Origin of the sequence: Microbacterium foliorum (assembly GCF_003367705.1) — a bacterium.
In the GTDB taxonomy this organism is placed as follows: domain Bacteria; phylum Actinomycetota; class Actinomycetes; order Actinomycetales; family Microbacteriaceae; genus Microbacterium; species Microbacterium foliorum.
The window spans coordinates 3,485,214-3,502,266 of the sequence record NZ_CP031425.1; the positions used below are offsets into that span (position 1 = coordinate 3,485,214).

Annotated in this window: 16 protein-coding genes; 10 read left to right on the forward strand and 6 right to left on the reverse strand. The window is 69.2% G+C overall.

Going from position 1 to position 17,053, the window contains the following annotated elements; translation table 11 throughout:
- Nucleotides 1–12: 12 nt before the first annotated feature.
- On the reverse strand, nt 13–192 hold the full coding sequence (locus tag DXT68_RS16440) for a hypothetical protein (RefSeq protein ID WP_045252830.1): 180 nt from the start codon (nt 190–192) through the stop codon (nt 13–15).
- 99 nt (nt 193–291) lie between these two features.
- On the opposite strand from DXT68_RS16440, the gene DXT68_RS16445 reads away from it, so the two are divergent.
- The 3 genes from DXT68_RS16445 to DXT68_RS16455 all read left to right on the forward strand — a co-directional run bounded on the left by DXT68_RS16445 (nt 292) and on the right by DXT68_RS16455 (nt 2,091).
- On the forward strand, nt 292–741 hold the full coding sequence (locus DXT68_RS16445) for a carboxymuconolactone decarboxylase family protein (protein WP_045252831.1): 450 nt from the start codon (nt 292–294) through the stop codon (nt 739–741).
- A gap of 106 nt (nt 742–847) precedes the next feature.
- Complete coding sequence (locus DXT68_RS16450) at nt 848–1,888, forward strand: iron-containing redox enzyme family protein (RefSeq protein ID WP_052677593.1); 1,041 nt, start codon at nt 848–850, stop codon at nt 1,886–1,888.
- A complete protein-coding gene (locus DXT68_RS16455) occupies nt 1,885–2,091 on the forward strand; it encodes a CDGSH iron-sulfur domain-containing protein (protein ID WP_045252843.1) in 207 nt (68 codons plus the stop codon). The genes DXT68_RS16450 and DXT68_RS16455 overlap by 4 nt, the downstream gene beginning before the upstream one ends.
- A 157-nt stretch (nt 2,092–2,248) precedes the next feature.
- Here DXT68_RS16455 and DXT68_RS16460 read toward each other — a convergent pair whose 3' ends face one another.
- Nucleotides 2,249–2,785 carry a hypothetical protein gene (locus DXT68_RS16460; RefSeq protein ID WP_045252832.1) on the reverse strand — a complete coding sequence of 179 codons (537 nt, stop codon included), beginning with the start codon at nt 2,783–2,785 and terminating at the stop codon, nt 2,249–2,251.
- 126 nt (nt 2,786–2,911) lie between these two features.
- Here DXT68_RS16460 and DXT68_RS16465 point away from each other — a divergent pair, with 126 nt between their 5' ends.
- From DXT68_RS16465 to DXT68_RS16495, 7 genes are all read left to right on the forward strand, one after another.
- Complete coding sequence (locus tag DXT68_RS16465; protein WP_045252833.1) at nt 2,912–3,589, forward strand: response regulator transcription factor; 678 nt, start codon at nt 2,912–2,914, stop codon at nt 3,587–3,589.
- Nucleotides 3,582–4,898, forward strand: a complete 1,317-nt coding sequence (locus DXT68_RS16470; RefSeq protein WP_045252834.1) for a sensor histidine kinase — start codon at nt 3,582–3,584, stop codon at nt 4,896–4,898. Before DXT68_RS16465 ends, DXT68_RS16470 begins: the two co-directional genes overlap by 8 nt.
- A 23-nt stretch (nt 4,899–4,921) precedes the next feature.
- Nucleotides 4,922–6,205, forward strand: coding sequence for a glutaminase (locus DXT68_RS16475; RefSeq protein ID WP_045254070.1), 1,284 nt, complete (start codon nt 4,922–4,924; stop codon nt 6,203–6,205).
- A gap of 275 nt (nt 6,206–6,480) precedes the next feature.
- The gene (locus tag DXT68_RS16480; protein WP_115760526.1) at nt 6,481–7,332 is read left to right on the forward strand and encodes a hypothetical protein; all 852 of its coding nucleotides are present in this window, start codon (nt 6,481–6,483) and stop codon (nt 7,330–7,332) included.
- Between the two features lie 76 nt (nt 7,333–7,408).
- Nucleotides 7,409–7,636, forward strand: a complete 228-nt coding sequence (locus tag DXT68_RS16485; RefSeq protein ID WP_045253946.1) for an RNA-binding S4 domain-containing protein — start codon at nt 7,409–7,411, stop codon at nt 7,634–7,636.
- Nucleotides 7,637–7,721: 85 nt separating this feature from the next.
- Nucleotides 7,722–9,521 carry a glycoside hydrolase family 15 protein gene (locus DXT68_RS16490; protein ID WP_045253947.1) on the forward strand — a complete coding sequence of 600 codons (1,800 nt, stop codon included), beginning with the start codon at nt 7,722–7,724 and terminating at the stop codon, nt 9,519–9,521.
- 73 nt (nt 9,522–9,594) lie between these two features.
- Nucleotides 9,595–10,491 (forward strand): SDR family oxidoreductase, encoded by an 897-nt coding sequence (locus tag DXT68_RS16495; protein ID WP_045253948.1) that lies wholly within the window; start codon nt 9,595–9,597, stop codon nt 10,489–10,491.
- A gap of 189 nt (nt 10,492–10,680) precedes the next feature.
- Here DXT68_RS16495 and DXT68_RS16500 read toward each other — a convergent pair whose 3' ends face one another.
- From DXT68_RS16500 to DXT68_RS16515, 4 genes are read right to left on the reverse strand one after another with little or no spacing between them, the layout of a single operon-like run.
- A complete protein-coding gene (locus DXT68_RS16500) occupies nt 10,681–13,704 on the reverse strand; it encodes an alpha-mannosidase (RefSeq protein ID WP_045253949.1) in 3,024 nt (1,007 codons plus the stop codon).
- Nucleotides 13,705–13,745: 41 nt separating this feature from the next.
- On the reverse strand, nt 13,746–14,633 hold the full coding sequence (locus tag DXT68_RS16505) for a carbohydrate ABC transporter permease (RefSeq protein ID WP_045253950.1): 888 nt from the start codon (nt 14,631–14,633) through the stop codon (nt 13,746–13,748).
- Nucleotides 14,633–15,562, reverse strand: coding sequence for a carbohydrate ABC transporter permease (locus tag DXT68_RS16510; protein ID WP_373372450.1), 930 nt, complete (start codon nt 15,560–15,562; stop codon nt 14,633–14,635). Before DXT68_RS16510 ends, DXT68_RS16505 begins: the two co-directional genes overlap by 1 nt.
- A 10-nt stretch (nt 15,563–15,572) precedes the next feature.
- Nucleotides 15,573–16,925, reverse strand: a complete 1,353-nt coding sequence (locus DXT68_RS16515) for an extracellular solute-binding protein (protein ID WP_045253952.1) — start codon at nt 16,923–16,925, stop codon at nt 15,573–15,575.
- Nucleotides 16,926–17,053: the final 128 nt, after the last annotated feature.

A 17,053-nucleotide genomic window follows, 5' to 3' on the forward strand; every position in this document is an offset into this window, starting at 1 on the left:
TCGTGCGAGAGGTCACTCGGCCTTCGAGCTGAAGAGTCCGCGCAGGACGAGGAACACCACGCCCGCGACGACGAGCACGATCGCGAGCTTGGCGATGAACCACAGGATCGAGAACAGCGCGCTGACGATCCACCAGGCGATCACCACGGCGAGGACGACTCCGATGACGGTCCACAGCGAGTTCTTGTTCATGCTTCCAGCCTAGGCGGCAGGACTGACGTCACAGATCCGGATGCTGCGTCGTCAGTACCGGTGAGGCGCATCGGGCGCCTCCCCAGTGAAGGAGACGACGTGTCGCACGTGAACATCGGCAAGATCTACGCAGCCCCGTACCAGGCGATGCTCGAGTTCGCCGCAAAGGCCGCAGAGGCGGGAGCGGATGCCGGGCTCTCGCCGCTGCTCGTGGAGCTGGTCAAGGTTCGCGCCTCGCAGCTCAACGGCTGCGCGTTCTGCCTCAGAATGCACTGCGCCGACGCCGTCGAGGCCGGGGAGACGGCCGACCGCCTCGCGGTGCTCGCGGGCTGGTGGGAATCGCAGTACTTCAGCCCCGAAGAGCAGGCGGCGCTGCAGATCGCCGAGAACGTCACGATCATCGGCGATCCGGGTCGCCTCGCCGACCGGGGAGTCGCGATCGACGGCGTGCTGACCGAGAAGCAGATCGCAGCCGTGACCTGGCTCGTCGTCGTGATCAACAGCTGGAACCGCATCGCGATCAGCAGCCACTACCCGGTGCACGCCTGACGCGACGAGAGGGGTGGGGCGGATGCTGCGGCATCCGCCCTTCCGCATCCGATGCGCCGCCGTCAAGTCCCTTCTCGGGCGATCGGCCGCGGGCGAGACTGCGAGCATGTCTGCACCGACCCTCGTTCCGTCCGCCCTCCATGGCTGCGCCGCCCGCGGCCCGTTGAGCGACGCCGTCATCCGCCGACTGACCGGAACCGACGTCGACGACCTCGGCGCGCGGGCAGAGGTCGCCCTCGCCGCGAGCGACGACATCCTGCGCGACGACGACGTGCAGCTCGCCCTCTTCGTGCTCTACGCCTCGTCGTACGGCTCGCTGCCCGAGCTCGACCCTGCTCTGGAGTGGGATCCGGCGCTGGTCGCCACCCGAGGGCTCGTCGAGCACGCGTTCGAGCGGGCGCTGCGAGCCACGGTTCCGGCTCCTGAGCTGCCCGAACCGACCGTCGACGCGGTCGGCCGCGCGCTGTTCGCCCTCGCCGAGGCGGACACCGGCCCGAGCCTGTCGCGCTACGTCGCGAAGAAGGCGACCGAGGAGCAGATGCGCGAGTTCTTCATGCAGCGCTCGATCTACACACTGCGGGAGGCGGACCCGCACTCCTGGGCGATCCCGCGTCTGCGCGGTCGGGCGAAGGCCGCGCTCGTCGAGATCCAGTCCGACGAGTACGGCGGAGGACGCCCCGACCGCGTGCATGCGACGATCTTCGCTCGCGCGATGCGGGGCGCCGGCCTCGACGACACCTACGGCGGGTACGTCGACGACGTTCCGGCGATCACGCTCGCATCGCTCAACATGATGTCGATGTTCGGCATCAACCGACGACTCGTCGGCGCGATCGTCGGACATCTCGCGGCGTTCGAGATCACTTCGTCGATCCCCAACCGCATGTACGGCGACGGTCTGCGCCGGCTCGGCTTCACCGCGGACGTGACCGAGTACTTCGACGAGCATGTCGAGGCGGATGCCGTGCACGAGCAGATCGCCGCACGTGACCTCGCGGGTGCTCTGGCCGAGGACCGCCCCGAGCTGCTCGAGGACATCATGTTCGGCGCCGCGGCCTGTCTCACCGTCGACGGCTGGGCGGCCGGGCACATGCTCGAGTCGTGGACACGCGGCGAGTCCTCGCTGCGGGAGCGGTCGTCGCGATGATCGGGCCGGAGGAGTCCGTGACGATCACCGCGTATCCCGACGGGCCGCTGCTGGTCAGAGGGGCGGCCGTGATCGAGAACTCCGACGGAGAGCCGATCCCTGTCAGCCGACGCACCGTCGCGCTCTGCCGGTGCGGCCTGTCGACGATCAAGCCGTTCTGCGACGGCACGCACAAGGCGTCGGGGTTCCGCACCGACGTGTGATCTCCATGCTGCCTGTCGGCGTCGGTGACGCCGGTCGGTGCCGGTCGACGAAGCCGTGGGAGGAGAACTGCCTGTCGGGAGGAGAATCCGCGGGATCGGGTCCTCCCGAGACAGAGTTTTCCTCCCAGAGGAGTGTTCGCGGGAGTGCTCGCGCCGGTCAGTGACCGACCGCCGGCAGGCAGCCGCCGTCCATGATGATGCCGCCGACCTCGACGGTGAGCACATCGGCCGACACCTCTCCGAAGATGCATCCGCCCTCGGGTGCGGCGACCCCGAACGCGACGGCGCGGTCGTCGCCGATGATCTGGATGTCGCTCAGCCCGGCATCCGAGATCGCGTCCTCCACGGCGTCGACCGACAGGTCGCCCGAGGCGCGCAGGGCCTCGAGGGCCGTGCGGATGTCGGTCGCCGGCCGCTCGGCCGCCGTTCGGCTCGCCTCCGTCAGATCCACGCGGTCGCGGTAGCGGTCGTTCTGCGCCATCGCATTCTCGGGGTCGTACGGCGCGCAGTCCGCGGGCAGCTCGACGCCTTCGACCTGGGGGCACGCCGCGGTGGGGGTGGGACTCGGGGATGCCGTCGGCGATGCCGTCGACAGTCCGGTGGTCGCTGTCGCGCACCCCGCGAGCAGCATGGTCGTCGCGATGACGAGAAGCAGACGCGTGCCTCTCGACCTGTCCCCCCGGATCCTGGTCATCCCCTCATGAAACCACAGGCGATCCACGCTGCCAACCTCCCTCCGTTCTCCTCCACGCCGCCGCCGACCACACCTCGACCGCCCCGCTTCAGCGCGGATTCAGCGTGCGCCCGCCACACTGGGATCATGCGGATCCTGGTGGTGGACGACGAGGCGCGTCTGGCCGACGCCGTGCGCCGAGGACTCGAGGCCGAGGGCTTCGCGGTCGACGTCGCCCACAACGGGGTCGACGGGCTCTGGCGGGCGCGCGAGACACGCTATGACGCGATCGTCCTCGACCTGATGATGCCCGGCATGAGCGGCTGGAAGGTGTGCGAGGCGCTGCGCGCCGAGGAGAACTGGACGCCCGTGCTCATGCTCACCGCGAAGGACGGCGAGTGGGATCAGGTCGAGGCGCTCGAGACCGGAGCCGACGACTACGTGACGAAGCCGTTCTCGTTCGCGATCCTCGTCGCCCGCATCCGCGCCCTGGTGCGCCGCGGCGCGGTCGCGCGCCCCGCGGTCCTCGAAGCCGGCGACCTGAGACTCGATCCCTCGTCTCACCACGTCTGGCGCGGCGAGACTCCCCTCACCCTGACCGCCCGCGAGTTCGCAGTGCTGGAGTACCTGATGCGCCATCGCGGTCAGGTGCTCTCGAAGCGAGCGCTGATCGAGGGCGTCTGGGACGACGACTTCGACGGCGACCCGAACATCGTCGAGGTCTATGTCGGGCATCTGCGCCGCAAGCTCGACAAGCCGTTCGGCCGCGAGGCGATCGAGACGATCCGCGGGGCCGGATACCGACTGGCGGCCGACGGTGGCTAGCCGCGCGTGGCGATCGGTGCGGGCGCGGACCACTCTCGGCGCCACCCTCGTCGTCGCGGTCGCCCTGCTGATCGGTGCGTTCTCGTTCTACGGCATCCTGAGCTCCAGCATCCATGCGAGTGCCGAACGTGCGGCCGAACAGCGCCTCGATGAGCTGACGGAGCGACTGGACGGGCCCGGCGGCCGCGGGATCGACACCCTCGAAGACGAGATCGTGCAGATCATCGCGCCGGACGGGTCGGTGCGCGCGGCGAGCGAATACGCCCTCGACGACCTGGGGTCCACCGCCCTGCCGATCGTCGACGGGGCGAGCACGCGCACGATCGACCGCACGCCGATGCTGATCGTCTCGGATGATCTGCACGGCGACGAGACCCTCGTGCTCGCCGTGCCGATCGAGGATTCCGTCGAGACCCTGTCGACCGTGGCTGTTCTGCTGGCCGTGGCCGTGCCGTTGCTGCTCGTGCTCGTCGCCGTCACGACCTGGCTGGTCGTCGGCCGTGCGCTGAGACCCGTGACGAGGATCCGACGGGAGGTCGACGGCATCACCGCAGAGCACCTGCACCGACGGGTCGAGGTGCCCCCGTCGTCCGACGAGATCGCTGCGCTCGCGACGACCATGAACCGCATGCTCGATCGGCTCGACGCCTCGGCCACCGCTCAGCGCCGCTTCGTGTCGGATGCCTCCCACGAACTGCGGTCACCCCTGGCCACGATCCGCCAGCACGCCGAGCTCGCCCAGGCGCACCCCGCCACCACCAGCATCGACGAGCTGGCCGAGGTCGTCTCCGACGAAGGGCTGCGCCTGCAGGGGATCGTCGAGTCGCTACTGCTGCTCGCCCGCCTCGATGAGGGAGCGGGCACTCACGACGAGGCGGTCGATCTCGACGATGTGGCGCTCGGAGAGGTGCGCCGACTGCGCTCGCGCGGGGTCGACGTCGACGGGACAGGCATCGCCGCCGCGCGCGTCGTCGGCGACCCACGGCTGCTCGGCCAGCTGCTGCGCAACCTCGCGGACAACGCGGCGAGGCACAGCGCCGGACGCGTCGCGATCAGCGTGATCCCGCAGGGCTCGTGGGTGTTCGTGACGATCGAGGATGACGGCGCCGGCGTGCCCGAACCCGAGCGGGAGCGCATCTTCGAGCGCTTCGTGCGGCTCGATGAGGCGCGCAGCCGCGATGCGGGCGGGAGCGGACTCGGGTTGGCGATCGTCCGGGGCATCGCGGCGGCCGGCGGCGGCACCGTCTCCGTCGACGCGTCACGCTGGGACGGGGCGCGATTCGTCGTCGCCCTCCCTCTCTCCGACTGAACGCCCGTGGGAGCATGGAGCACATGCAGACCCCGATGATCGACTACCTCCAGCTGCTGCTCGACTCCTGCGGGGAGGATGCCGGCGAGGTCGCCTCGTACATCCCGGAGCTCGCGGATGCCGACCCGGATCGCCTGGCCATCGCGGTCGCCACGCTCGACGGCGAGGTCTACGTCGCGGGGGATGCCGACGTCGAGTTCACGATCCAGTCGATCTCGAAGCCGTTCACCTACGCTCTCGCGATCGCGGATCGTGGTCTCGATGCCGTGCTCGAACGGATCGACGTCGAGCCGTCCGGCGACGCGTTCAACGAGATCTCGCTGGAGCCCGGGAGCGGTCGCCCTCGCAATCCGATGATCAATGCGGGAGCGATCGCCGCCCACGCCCTGGTCGACGGCACGGACGCCGATGGTCGCGCCGAGCGCATCCTCGACCTGTACAGCCGCCTCGCGGGCCGCGAGCTCTCGATCGCGGAGGACGTGTTCGAGTCCGAGCTGTCGACCGCAGACCGCAACATGGCGCTCGCGTACATGCTTCGCACCGTGGGCGTGCTCGACGCCGACCCGGCCGACATCGTGCGCGGGTACACGCGCCAGTGCTCGGTGTCGGTCTCGGTGCGCGATCTCGCCCGCATGGGTTCGGTGCTCGCCGCCGGCGGGCTGTCGCCGGAGGGCGAGCAGCTGATCGACCCCGTCGTGAACCGGCAGGTGCTGAGCGTCATGACCACCTGCGGCATGTACGACTCGGCCGGCGACTGGCTCACCTCGGTCGGCATCCCCGCCAAGAGCGGCGTCGCCGGGGGTCTGATGGGCGTGCTGCCCGGTCAGGTCGGCATCGCGGTGTTCTCGCCCCGGCTCGACGAGCACGGCAACAGCACGCGTGGGGTGCGGATGTTCGAGCGCATGAACCACGATCTGGGCCTGCATCTGATGACCTCGACCGAGCGGGCGCGGTCGGTGTCGCGTCGCGTGGAGCACGACGGGATCGCGGTGCACGAGATCGCGGGCGACCTGCACTTCATGGAGGCCGAGCGGGTGCTGCGGGGCTTCGCCGAGGAGCAGGCCGGCGACGACCCGGTGGTCATCGACCTCGACCGCGTGCAGCGCGCCAACGACATCGCGAAGCGGATGCTGCTCGAGGGCGTCCGTCGGCTGCACCTCGACGGTCACGACGTGAGGATCGTCGACCCGTGGGGTGTGCTCGGCAGCGCCGAGACCGGGTCGGGTGAGCTGGTGCACGGCGAGCAGGCGCACGGCGGGTTCGTGCCGGCATCCTTCGACGACGTGGCGAGTGCCGTGCGGGGCTGACCCGTTCCCGGGATCTCTCCCCCCTTTCTCTCCCCCGTTCTCTTCCCCCTGGTTCTCTCCCCCGGGCCATCTGCAGGACCGAAGCACGGATGCAGGACCAGACCCGTCGTTCCCTCCTGCATCCGTGCCGTGATCCTGCACACGGCACCGGCACTGCACACGGCACCTCCCCCGGTCACCACGCCGGCACCAGCCCCGACCACGAGCGCCCGTTCCTGAAGAGGCCTTCAGGGGGCTTCAGTGTGGCTTCAGCACCTGCGCGGGACGATCGACTCATGAACGACAAGAACCCGACACCCGACCAGACGCCCGAGAACCTCCCCGCGAACACGCCCCCGGCTCCCCCGGCTCCCCCCGCACCCCCGGCCGCGGATGCCGAGACCGTACCGGTCGCGCCTCTCACCGCCGATCCCGCCGCCGAGACCCCCGCATCCGCTCCGGCGAAGCCCCGCCGCACGCGTGCGCTGCTCATCGGCGGCGGGATCGCCGCGGCCGTCGTGCTCGTGGGTGGCGGAGTGGCCCTGGGCGCAGCCGTCGGCGACGAGTTCGGCGACGACGACCGCCCCTCGATATCCGATGGCCCCCGCGGCGCCGACGACCGCGGCGACGACCGCGGAGCCGACGACCGCGGCGGACGCCCCGGAGACGACCGCGACGACGCCGAAGACGGTCCCGCCGACGCGGCACCCGGCTCGGGCGGACCCGCGGGTGAGATCGGCACCGATTCGGCCGACGAGATCGTCGCGATCGCGGATGCCGCACGCGGCGCCGCCGACGGCGAGGTCACCTCGATCGACGCGAAGCGCGACGGCGCCTGGGAGGTGCAGCTGACCGCGGCGGACGGCAGCGAGAGCGAGGTCCGCGTGACCGCCGATCTCGCGACGACCGTCGTCTCCTCCGAGCAGGACGACGACGATTCCGCGCCGACCCGCACACTCGATGAGGCGACGATCCGCGCCCTCGTCGACGCGGCACTGGCCGAGGCCGACGGCCTGATCACCGATCTCGACGCCGACAACGACGACGTGAGTCCATATGACGTGTCGGTGCTCACGGGCGATCGACAGTCGGTCGACATCGACTTCAGCGCCGACTTCGCCGTCGTCGGCACCGACATCGACGACTGATCCGCCGGGGTCGTTCCCGAGCCGCCGTCCGATCCGGACGGCGGCTCGCACCGTGTCGGGCGATTAGCATTCAGACATGACGAATTCCGGCCGAATCGACGATGTCTCCATCGGCGGCGACATGATCCGCCTCGGGCAGTTCCTCAAGTTCTCGGGGCTCCTCGACTCCGGCGGCGACGCCAAAGAGGTCATCATCGACGGCTACGTGCGGGTGAACGACGAGGTCGATCGCCGCCGCGGACGCCAGCTGCACGACGGCGACCTCGTCACCTTCGAGGGCCGCACGGTGCGCGTCCGCCCCTGACCCCGCCGCGGTGCTCGTATAGCGAGCGGATGCAGGACGCGCAAGGCGGTAGGCGGTATTTCCCCCTCGGGCGCACCATGGACGCATGCCCCCCTCCGCTCGTCCCCTCGCGTCGTACGCGCCGATCGGCGACGGCAGAACGGTCGCGCTGATCGGTCTCGACGGGCGCATCGACTGGCTGCCGCTTCCGGGGCTGACCGATCTTCCCGTGTTCGCGCGCCTGCTCGATGAGCAGACCGGCGGATGCGTGGAGCTGCAGCCCACCGGGAAGTTCCGCACCGAGCGGCGCTACGTGCCGGAGACGAACGTGCTCGAGACGACGTTTCTCACCGACGCCGGCACGGTGCGCGTCACCGACGCCCTCGTCTCGGGCGTCGCCGGACGACTGCCCTGGGCCGAGCTCGCCCGGCGCATCGACGGCGTCGAGGGCGAGGTCGCGATGCACTGGCGCGTGCAGCCCGGATCCTCCCTGCAGACCGCCGCGCCGTGGGTGGAACGGACCGAGCATGCCGACATCATCCGCAGCGGCGCGACCGCCCTGGTCGTGGTCGGCTTCGCGCACGGCCCGATCGCCGCGGCCTCGGAATCGTCCGTCGGCCCCGAGCAGGAGGGGTCGTTCACGACCTCGCAGGGATCCCGGCACCTGATCGCACTGGCGGCGACGCACGGGGAGCCGCTGCACATCCCCGACGCGCACAACGTCGATCTCGGCATCGACCGCACGGTGCAGCACTGGCAGCACTGGTCGTCGGTGTTCTCGTACGACGGGCCGTGGCGCTCGCATGTGCAGCGCAACGCTCTCGCGCTCAAGCTCCTGATCCACAGTCCCTCCGGCGCCATCGCCGCAGCCGCGACGACGTCTCTTCCCGAGAACCCCCGCGGCGGCAAGAACTGGGACTACCGCTTCGCGTGGGTGCGCGACCTCGCGTACACCGCGCACGCCCTGGTGCGCTTCGGGCTGCGAGAGGAGACGCACGCCGCATTGTCGTGGCTGCTGCGCACGATCCGTGAGCACGGATCCGACCTGCATGTCATGTACGCACTCGACGGCTCTCGGGTTCCCGAGCCGCACGAGTACGACGTCTCGGGATGGCGCGGCATCGGTCCCGTCGTCACGGGCAACCCCGCCGGATCCCAGCTGCAACTCGGGGTCTACGGCGACCTGGTGGCCATCTGCCGAACGTATGTCGATGCCGGAAACGTCCTCGACGTCGAGACCTCACGGCTGCTCGCGAGCATCGCCGATCGCACCTGCGATGTCTGGCGCAACCCGGATTCGGGCATGTGGGAGCTCCCCGAGGAGCGCCACTACACGTCGTCGAAGATGGGGTGCTGGAAAGCTCTGGAAGATGCGATCGCCCTCGCCGAGTCCGGGGCGATCCCGGGCAGCGCCGAGCGCTGGCGGGCGGAGCGCGACCGCATCCGCGCCTGGATCGATGCGCACTGCTGGTCGGAGAGCCGCGGCGCGTACGTCTTCTTCGCGGGCTCCGATCAGCTCGACGCCTCGGTGCTGCTGCACGCGCCCAGCGGATTCGACCGCGGCGAGCGCATGGCGTCGACGATCGACGCCCTCAGCGCCGAGCTGGGCGCCGGAGCGCTGATGTACCGCTACAGCGGCGTCGCCGACGAGGAGAAGACCTTCGTCGCCTGCGCGTTCTGGCGGGTCGAGGCGCTCGCCTGCGTCGGGCGACACGACGAGGCCCTCGCGCTCATGGAGACGCTGATCGAGCACGCCAACGACGTCGGCATCTACGCCGAGATGATCGATGCCGACGACGGGGCCGCGTGGGGCAACACCCCGCAGGCGCTCAGTCACCTGGCCTTCCTGACCGCGGCGATGACGATCCGCGAGGTCGTGCCCGCCGACGAGCTCGGCGATCGCTGAGCCGGATGGTGATCCGGCTCCGATGACCGCGCCCCAGACCCCAGACCGAACGAAAACAAGGAGAGGACACACCATGTCTCGTGACCAGTACACCTTCGTCAACCCCGCAGAGCTCTACTCCGACATCGAGCCCGAGAAGCAGCACATGCCCGAGCCCGGGCTCGACGCCGACCTCGCCCCGAAGGCCGACCTCGGCGAGGACAGCTACCGTGGCAGCGGCCGCCTGACCGGCCGCAAGGCTCTCATCACCGGCGGCGACTCCGGCATCGGTGCGGCCACCGCCATCGCCTTCGCGCGAGAGGGTGCCGACGTCGCACTCTCGTACCTGCCGGAAGAGGAGGAGGATGCGGCACGCATCGCCGGCATCCTCCGCGAGGCCGGCGCCACCGTGGCCACGTTCCCCGGCGACCTCCGCGACCCGGAGTACTGCCGCACTCTCGTGGCGGAGACGGTGGGGGCTCTCGGCGGCCTCGACATCCTGGTGAACAACGGCGGGAAGCAGGTCTATCAGGAGTCGCTCGTCGACATCACCGACGAGCAGTTCGACGACACCTTCAAGACGAACGTCTACGCGATGTTCTGGATCACCAAGGCGGCGCTCCCGCACCTGCCGGCCGGTGCGTCGATCATCAACACCACCTCGATCCAGGCGTACTCGCCGTCGGGCATCCTCGTCGACTACGCCTCGACCAAGGCGACGATCAACGCCTTCACGAAGGGCCTCGCCGACCAGCTCGCGCCGAAGGGGATCCGCGTGAACGCGGTCGCTCCCGGTCCGATCTGGACGCCATTGCAGCCGAGCGACGGTCAGCCGCAGGAGAAGATCGAGCAGTTCGGCGAGGAGACCCCGCTCGGACGCATGGGGCAGCCCGCGGAGCTGGCTCCCGCCTACGTGTTCCTGGCGTCGGCCGAATCCAGCTACGTGATCGGCGAGACCCTGAACGTGAACGGCGGCATGCCCACCCCGTGACGCTCGGCTGAGGTGATCCGGAGCGCCCGCCGTGCGCGATAGCCCTTGCGCGGCGGGCGCTCCGGTGTCACTCTTGCGATACAGCTCTGTCGCGCCTGTCGCGGCAGCTGGGGTGCCGTCCAGATGGCGGCATCGGATGGGGCGCCCTTTCTGCCGCCTCCCCCGTGGTGGGGGCGTCCCGTCCTCCCCTCAGCCTCGCGGCAGCCGCAGCGTCACGAGCTGGAACGGTCGGAGCGACAGACGGATGCCGTCGGCATCCTGACCCGCCAGCGCGGCCGGCTCGATCTCACGCTCGAGCAGGTCGACCTCGCCGGCGTCACCGCTCGGGAATCCCACGGCGACCGTGGCATCGGCGCGACGCCCGAGAGCCTCGTACAGTCGCACGATGACGTCGCCGCTGCCGTCCTGGGCGAGTTTGACCGCCTCGACGACCACGCCCGGGTGATCGATCGCGACGAGGGGGTGCACGTCGTCGGCGCCGACGAGGCGGCGCTCCGCGAGGTTCGTGCGGTACCCCTCGGCGACCGCATCGACGAGCTCGCCGCCGACGACGATGCCGACCTCCAGATGGTGCCGGCCCTGATCCTGCTGCGGGTCGGGGAACAGCGCCGCCCTCACGAGCGAGAGCCGCACGGTCGAGTACGTGCCGCCGCTCTCACGCGGATGCCGGGTGATGTCGTGGCCGTAGGTGGAGTCGTTGGTGACCGCGACGCCGAAGTCGCTCTCGCCCACTCTGACCCATCGATGCGCCACGGTCTCGAAGCGCGCAGCGTCCCACGAGGTGTTGGTGTGGGTCGGACGCACGATGTGCCCGAACTGGATCTCCGAGGCGGCATGATCGGTGTGCACATCGACGGGGACACTGAGCTTGAGCAGCTTCTGCTGCTCGCGCCAGTCGACGTCGACAGCCAGCTTCAGCGTGCGCGATCCCTCATCGAGACGGATGCTGTGCACCAGCGTCGATGCACCGAATGAGCGCGAGATCACCACGGCGCCGTCGACGATCTCGATGCCGTCCACGTCGAGGAGATCGGTGACGTTGCGGCGGTAGTGCTCGTCGATGTCCCACGCGTCCCACTGCGTCGGGGTGTCCCGGTGCAGCTGGAAGACGCCGGCGCTCTGACCAGCCGGCACGACCTCGCGCCCGCTCGTCAGGTCGATGATCGAGGTCAGCACACCGCGGGAGTCGACCGTCGCTCGCACGAGCCCGTTGTCGAGCACGAACCCGCCGTCCGCCGCGATCGGTACGACCGGCACGACCGCATCCGCCTCGCCGATCGCCAGCGCTCCGACCGAGGCGTACCCGTGCGGCGCCGCGTTGGCGACGAGGCTGCGCGTGCCCTCGCCGACCAGTGCGCGCAGGGCCTCGGCGATGATCTGCTCGAGCTCGACGGCGATCGCCGCATAGTTGCGCTCGGCATCCTGATGCACCCAGGCTATCGACGTGCCGGGCAGGATGTCGTGGAACTGCTGGAGGAGCACGAGCTGCCACAGGCGGGTGAGCTGCTCGGCCGGGTAGGGGCGACCGGTGCGGACCGACGCCGTCGCCGCCCAGAGCTCGGCCTCGCGGAGCAGGTGCTCGCTGCGACGGTTGCCCTGCTTGGTGCGCAGCTGACTCGTGTACGTGCCGCGGTGGAACTCGAGATACAGCTCGCCGCTCCACACCTCGGGCGACGGGTATTCGGACTCGGCCTGCTCGAAGAACGCCCGCGGCGTGGAATGCCGGGCGACCGGGGACCCTTCCAGCGACCCCGCGCGCTCGACCTGCGCGGCCATCTCCCGGGTGGGTCCGCCTCCGCCGTCGCCGTACCCGTACGGCAGCAGTGACACTCGGGCTCTGCCCTTGTCCTGGAAGTTCCGCTGCGCGTGCGCGAGATCGGCCTGCGAGGCATCCGAGTTGTACTTGTCCACCGGGGGGAAGTGCGTGAACACGCGTGTGCCGTCGAGGCCCTCCCAGAGGAAGGTGTGATGCGGCATCCGATTCGTCTCATTCCACGAGATCTTCTGCGTCAGGAACCACTTCGATCCCGAGGCCTTGATGATCTGCGGAAGGGCGCCGCTGTAGCCGAAGGAGTCGGGCAGCCAGACCTCAGGGGTGTCGATCCCGAACTCCCGGAGGAAGAATCCCTTGCCCTCGACGAGCTGGCGGGCGAGGGCCTCGGAGCCGACCATGTTCGTGTCCGACTCGACCCACATGCCGCCGACCGGAACGAAGCGGCCCTCGCGCACGCGCTCGACCAGACGCTCCCAGATCTCGGGGTAGCGCTCCTTGATCCAGGCGAACTGCTGCGCCGACGAACTGGCGAAGACGACGTCGGGGTTCTCGTCCATCAGCGCGAGCACGTTCGAGAAGGTCCGCGACACCTTGCGTGCCGTCTCGCGCACGGGCCACAGCCATGCCGAGTCGATGTGCGCGTGCCCGACGGCGTGCAGCACATGCGCGCTGGCATGGGCGGGACTCGCCAGCACCCCGCGCAGAGCCTCCCGGCCCTCCGCCGCCGTGCCGGCGACATCGTGCGGGTCGACGAGGTCGATCATGCGATCCAGCGCCTGCACGATCTCGGCCCGTCGCGGCGACGAGGCATCGAGCTCGCCGAGGAGCCCCCGCAGGATCACGGTGTCGTCGAGCAGCGACTCGACGGTCAGGTCGCGCAGGGCCACGTCCACGACCCGGAGCACGTAGATCGGATCGACGCCGGCGGTGTCGGGATCGCCGAGAGCGGTCGGGTCGAACGTGAAGATGCTGCCCACGTCGGGGTTGGATGCCGCCTCGAGCAGCACGTCGATGCGGCCGTCGGGCTGCACCGCGGCGGCGACCGCGTTGTTGAACGGCGAGATGCCTTTGATCGGACTGCCGTCGAGACCCCACACGAGGGCCTCGGCCTGGAAGCCGCTCTGTCCGGCCGTGAAGCCGAGGTCCACGAGCAGTTCGGCCCTGGTGCCCTCGGGGAGATCGCCGGATGCCGTGCGCCACTCGGCCGGCACCTGCCCGCTCACCCGGAACCATGTCGTGCCCCAGGGGCGTCCCCACGCCGCTCCGACCGCGGTGGGCGCGTACTCGGCCTGCACGGCCTCGGAGAAGGGCACCGGCTCGCCCGGGGCCTCCCAGGCGCGAACCTCGAGCGGGTGGCTCAGCCGGTGACGGGCCGGGCGCAGACGCTCGCGGATGAATCGGTCGATGCGCATCTCGATGAGCGCGGTGCGGTCGTGCATGAGTGGTGCTTTCTGGATCGGGGGGTGCGAGGAGGCGGGGATCAGCCCTTGACGCCGCCGGCCAGCGCGAAGCTGCTGCCGGAGAGACGCTGCACGAGCAGGTACAGGACGAGGATCGGCACGGAGTACAACGTGGCGAATGCGGCGAGCTGCCCGTAGGCGACCGCGCCGTGATTGCCGAAGAAGGTGAAGATCGCGACGGCCGCCGGCATCTTCTCCGAGCTGAACAGCAGGACGAACGGGACGAAGAAGTTCCCCCATGCCTGCGTGAACACGAAGATGAAGACGACGCTGATGCCGGGACGCATGAGCGGCAGGACGATGGTCCACAGCGCCCGCATGGCGGAGGCGCCGTCGACCCATGCGGCCTCTTCGAGGGAGACCGGCACCGAGTCCATGAAGTTCTTCAGCATCCAGATCGCCATGGGCAGCGAGGTGGCGGCCATGAACAGGATCACGCTGACCTGCGAATCGAGCATCTTCAGCTGCACGAAGAGCGCGTAGACCGGCACCATCATCGCCGTGATCGGCAGGCAGGAGCCGAACAGCACCGAGTACATGAAGCCGCGCTGGAAACGGGAGTTGTGCCGCGACAGCGGATATGCGGCGAGCACGCCGACGACGACGGTGATGAGGGCCGTGCCGAACGAGATCAGCGCCGAGTTCCACAGCGGCAGCAGCGTCATCGACCAGTCGAACACCGCGACGAAGTTGTCGAGCGTGAGGCTCTCCGGCACCGAGATCGACACCGTGGCCGACGGAGACACCGCCGAGAACGCGATCCACGCGATGGGCACGAGGAACACGACCCCGATCACGATCAGGACGGCGTTGGCGAGCCCCGTGGAGCGGCGCTTCGCGGGCGACGCGACCGAGATGCGCGGGCCGCGCCGGACGGTGGGGCGGACGAGTGCTTCGGTGGCAGTCATCAGTCGACCTCCGGCTTGAGGATGCGGATGTAGAAGATCGCGAAGATCGCACCGAGCACGAGCGTCACCGCGGCGATCGCCGTGCCGTAGCCGATCTGGGAGTACTGGAAGGCCTCCTGATAGGCGAGGACGGGGAGGGTGGAACTCGAGACGCCCGGCCCTCCCTTGGTCATCACCCAGATGAGCCCGAACGTGCCGAGCGTCTGCAGGGTGGTGAGCATGAGGTTCGTCGAGATCGAGCGGCGGATCATCGGGATGGTGATGAGGAAGAAGCGCTGGGCGGCGTTCGCGCCGTCGATCTGCGCGGCCTCCATCACCTCCGGCGGCACCTCGTTGAGGGCGGCTCCGTAGACGAGCATCGAGAAGGCCGTGCCCCGCCAGACGTTGGCGAGGATGACGGCGAACATCGGGTACTCGATGAGCCAGCTCACCGCGGGGATGCCGATGCCCTCCAGCAGCGCGTTGAGCGTGCCGTCCTTCGAGAAGTAGGCGTACAGGGCGAAAGCGGCGACGATCTCGGGCATCACCCAGGCCACGACGACGAGCGCGCCGACGACGCTGTTGACCGACTTCGAGCCGATGCGCATGAGCGCGGCGACACCGAGTCCCAGCACGTTCTGACCGATGATCGCGGAGAACAGCACGAAGACGACCGTGAGAACCAGCGCCGTCCAGAAGTTCGGGTCGGTGAACAGCGAGATGTAGTTGTCGAATCCGACGAACTCGGGCTTCGCCGCCCGGTAGCCGGTGAGGGCGCGGTTGGTCAGCGATCCCCAGATGGCGTAGAGGATCGGCCCGAGCAGGAACACGACCAGCAGCACCACGGCGGGCAGCAGCGGGACGGAGCGCAGCAGGTCGCGGAGCGGGGCGCGCCGCCCGGCCCCGGGGTGCACCGGGGCCGGGCTGCGCGTTGCGGTTGCAGAGGTCACTGCGGGAGTCCTACTCGACCTTGTCCGGGCCGACGATCTGGGTGAGCGCGTCGTCGTAGGTCTTCGCGGCATCCTCCGGGGTCGCTTCTCCGGTGATCACCGATTCGGTGGCCTGCTGGAGAGCGCTGGTGATCTGCGAGTAGTCCGGCGTGGTCGGACGGAAGTGCGTGTACTGCACGAGGTCGGAGAAGAACGCGAAGGTCGGGTTGTACGCGAGGTACGCGTCGTCGGTCGCGACGTCCTCACGGACGGCGATCTGACTGTTCTCGGTGTCGTACTTGAGCGAGTTCTCCTGGTTCAGCGCCATCGCGATGAAGTCGAACGACGTCTGCGGGTGCTTGGTCTGGGATCCGACCGCGAGGGTCCAGCCCCCGGACATCGAGGTGAAGCCGGGCTTGCCGCCGTCCTGCGTCGGCATCTTCGCGAGACCGATCGTGTCGGCCCAGCCGTCCCAGGCACCGTCGCCGCTGATCCAGCCGCCGGGGAGCCACGATCCGTCGATGGCCATGGCGAGCTTGCCCTCGGGGAGCAGCTCGGTGGAGACACGGCTGCCGATGGTCGAGTCGAGGGCGAGATCGAGCGGGGTCGCGAGATCGTTCTTGTAGAGAGTGTCGTAGAAGCCGAAGGCGTCGGTGAGACCCTGGGAGCCCACCGCCCACTTGTCGGAGTCGGCGTCGTAGAGAGTGGACTCGGTGCCGTAGAGGAGCATCTCGAGGCCCTGCATCGACGTCTGCTCACCCGCACTCTTGCTGCCGTAGATGTTCAGCGGGATCAGGTCGGCGTCGTAGGCCTTGACGGCTTCAGCGGCGTCGAGGATGTCCTGCCACGACTCCGGCTGCCAGTCGGTGGGGAGTCCCGCGGCCGCGAAGATCTCCTTGTTGTAGTAGATCGCGCGGGTGTCGGTGCCCATCGAGACGCCGTAGGTGCTGCCGTCTCCCCCGAGTCCTGCCTCCTTGGCCGCGTCGTAGAACTGGTCCCAGTCGTCCCAGTCATCGAGGTAGTCGTCGATCGGCAGCAGGTAGCCGGCCGCGGCGTCGGAGCGCAGCTGGAAGGTGTCTTCATAGATCACGTCGGGTGCGGTGTCGGGCGAGCCGTTCATCAGGGCCAGCTTCGTGAAGTACTCGTCTTCGGATTCGATCGGCTGGAGCTTGACCGTCACACCGGGATTCGCGGCCTCGAACTCCGGCTTGACCTTCTGGAAGAGATCGTCGAGCTGGTGGAACGCGGACGTCATCTGATACGCGACGGTGATGGTGCGGTCGCCGCTGTCGGACGTCTCTGCGTCGCCGGACGCACCGCATCCCGAGAGGACGACCGCGCCGACCGCGATCGCGCCGATGGCGGCGAGGGGCTTCGTTCGCATCTGATTTGCTCCTTTGCATGCGGACCTCGCTGTTGAGGCCCTCAGACGGATAATCCTATCAAATGGGATAAATAGGTCGAGAGGGCGGAGTAACAGTTCCGTCACGGAACGCTATGGAGTTCCGTCCG

Bases quoted from the DNA above. Each gene is read 5' to 3' on its own strand.
- DXT68_RS16440 (WP_045252830.1), bottom strand. From the start codon at position 192: ATGAACAAGAACTCGCTGTGGACCGTCATCGGAGTCGTCCTCGCCGTG.
- DXT68_RS16450 (WP_052677593.1), top strand. From the start codon at position 848: ATGTCTGCACCGACCCTCGTTCCGTCCGCCCTCCATGGCTGCGCCGCC.
- DXT68_RS16455 (WP_045252843.1), top strand. From the start codon at position 1,885: ATGATCGGGCCGGAGGAGTCCGTGACGATCACCGCGTATCCCGACGGG.
- DXT68_RS16460 (WP_045252832.1), bottom strand. From the start codon at position 2,785: ATGACCAGGATCCGGGGGGACAGGTCGAGAGGCACGCGTCTGCTTCTC.
- DXT68_RS16465 (WP_045252833.1), top strand. From the start codon at position 2,912: ATGCGGATCCTGGTGGTGGACGACGAGGCGCGTCTGGCCGACGCCGTG.
- DXT68_RS16475 (WP_045254070.1), top strand. From the start codon at position 4,922: ATGCAGACCCCGATGATCGACTACCTCCAGCTGCTGCTCGACTCCTGC.
- DXT68_RS16480 (WP_115760526.1), top strand. From the start codon at position 6,481: ATGAACGACAAGAACCCGACACCCGACCAGACGCCCGAGAACCTCCCC.
- DXT68_RS16485 (WP_045253946.1), top strand. From the start codon at position 7,409: ATGACGAATTCCGGCCGAATCGACGATGTCTCCATCGGCGGCGACATG.
- DXT68_RS16490 (WP_045253947.1), top strand. From the start codon at position 7,722: ATGCCCCCCTCCGCTCGTCCCCTCGCGTCGTACGCGCCGATCGGCGAC.
- DXT68_RS16495 (WP_045253948.1), top strand. From the start codon at position 9,595: ATGTCTCGTGACCAGTACACCTTCGTCAACCCCGCAGAGCTCTACTCC.
- DXT68_RS16500 (WP_045253949.1), bottom strand. From the start codon at position 13,704: ATGCACGACCGCACCGCGCTCATCGAGATGCGCATCGACCGATTCATC.
- DXT68_RS16505 (WP_045253950.1), bottom strand. From the start codon at position 14,633: ATGACTGCCACCGAAGCACTCGTCCGCCCCACCGTCCGGCGCGGCCCG.
- DXT68_RS16515 (WP_045253952.1), bottom strand. From the start codon at position 16,925: ATGCGAACGAAGCCCCTCGCCGCCATCGGCGCGATCGCGGTCGGCGCG.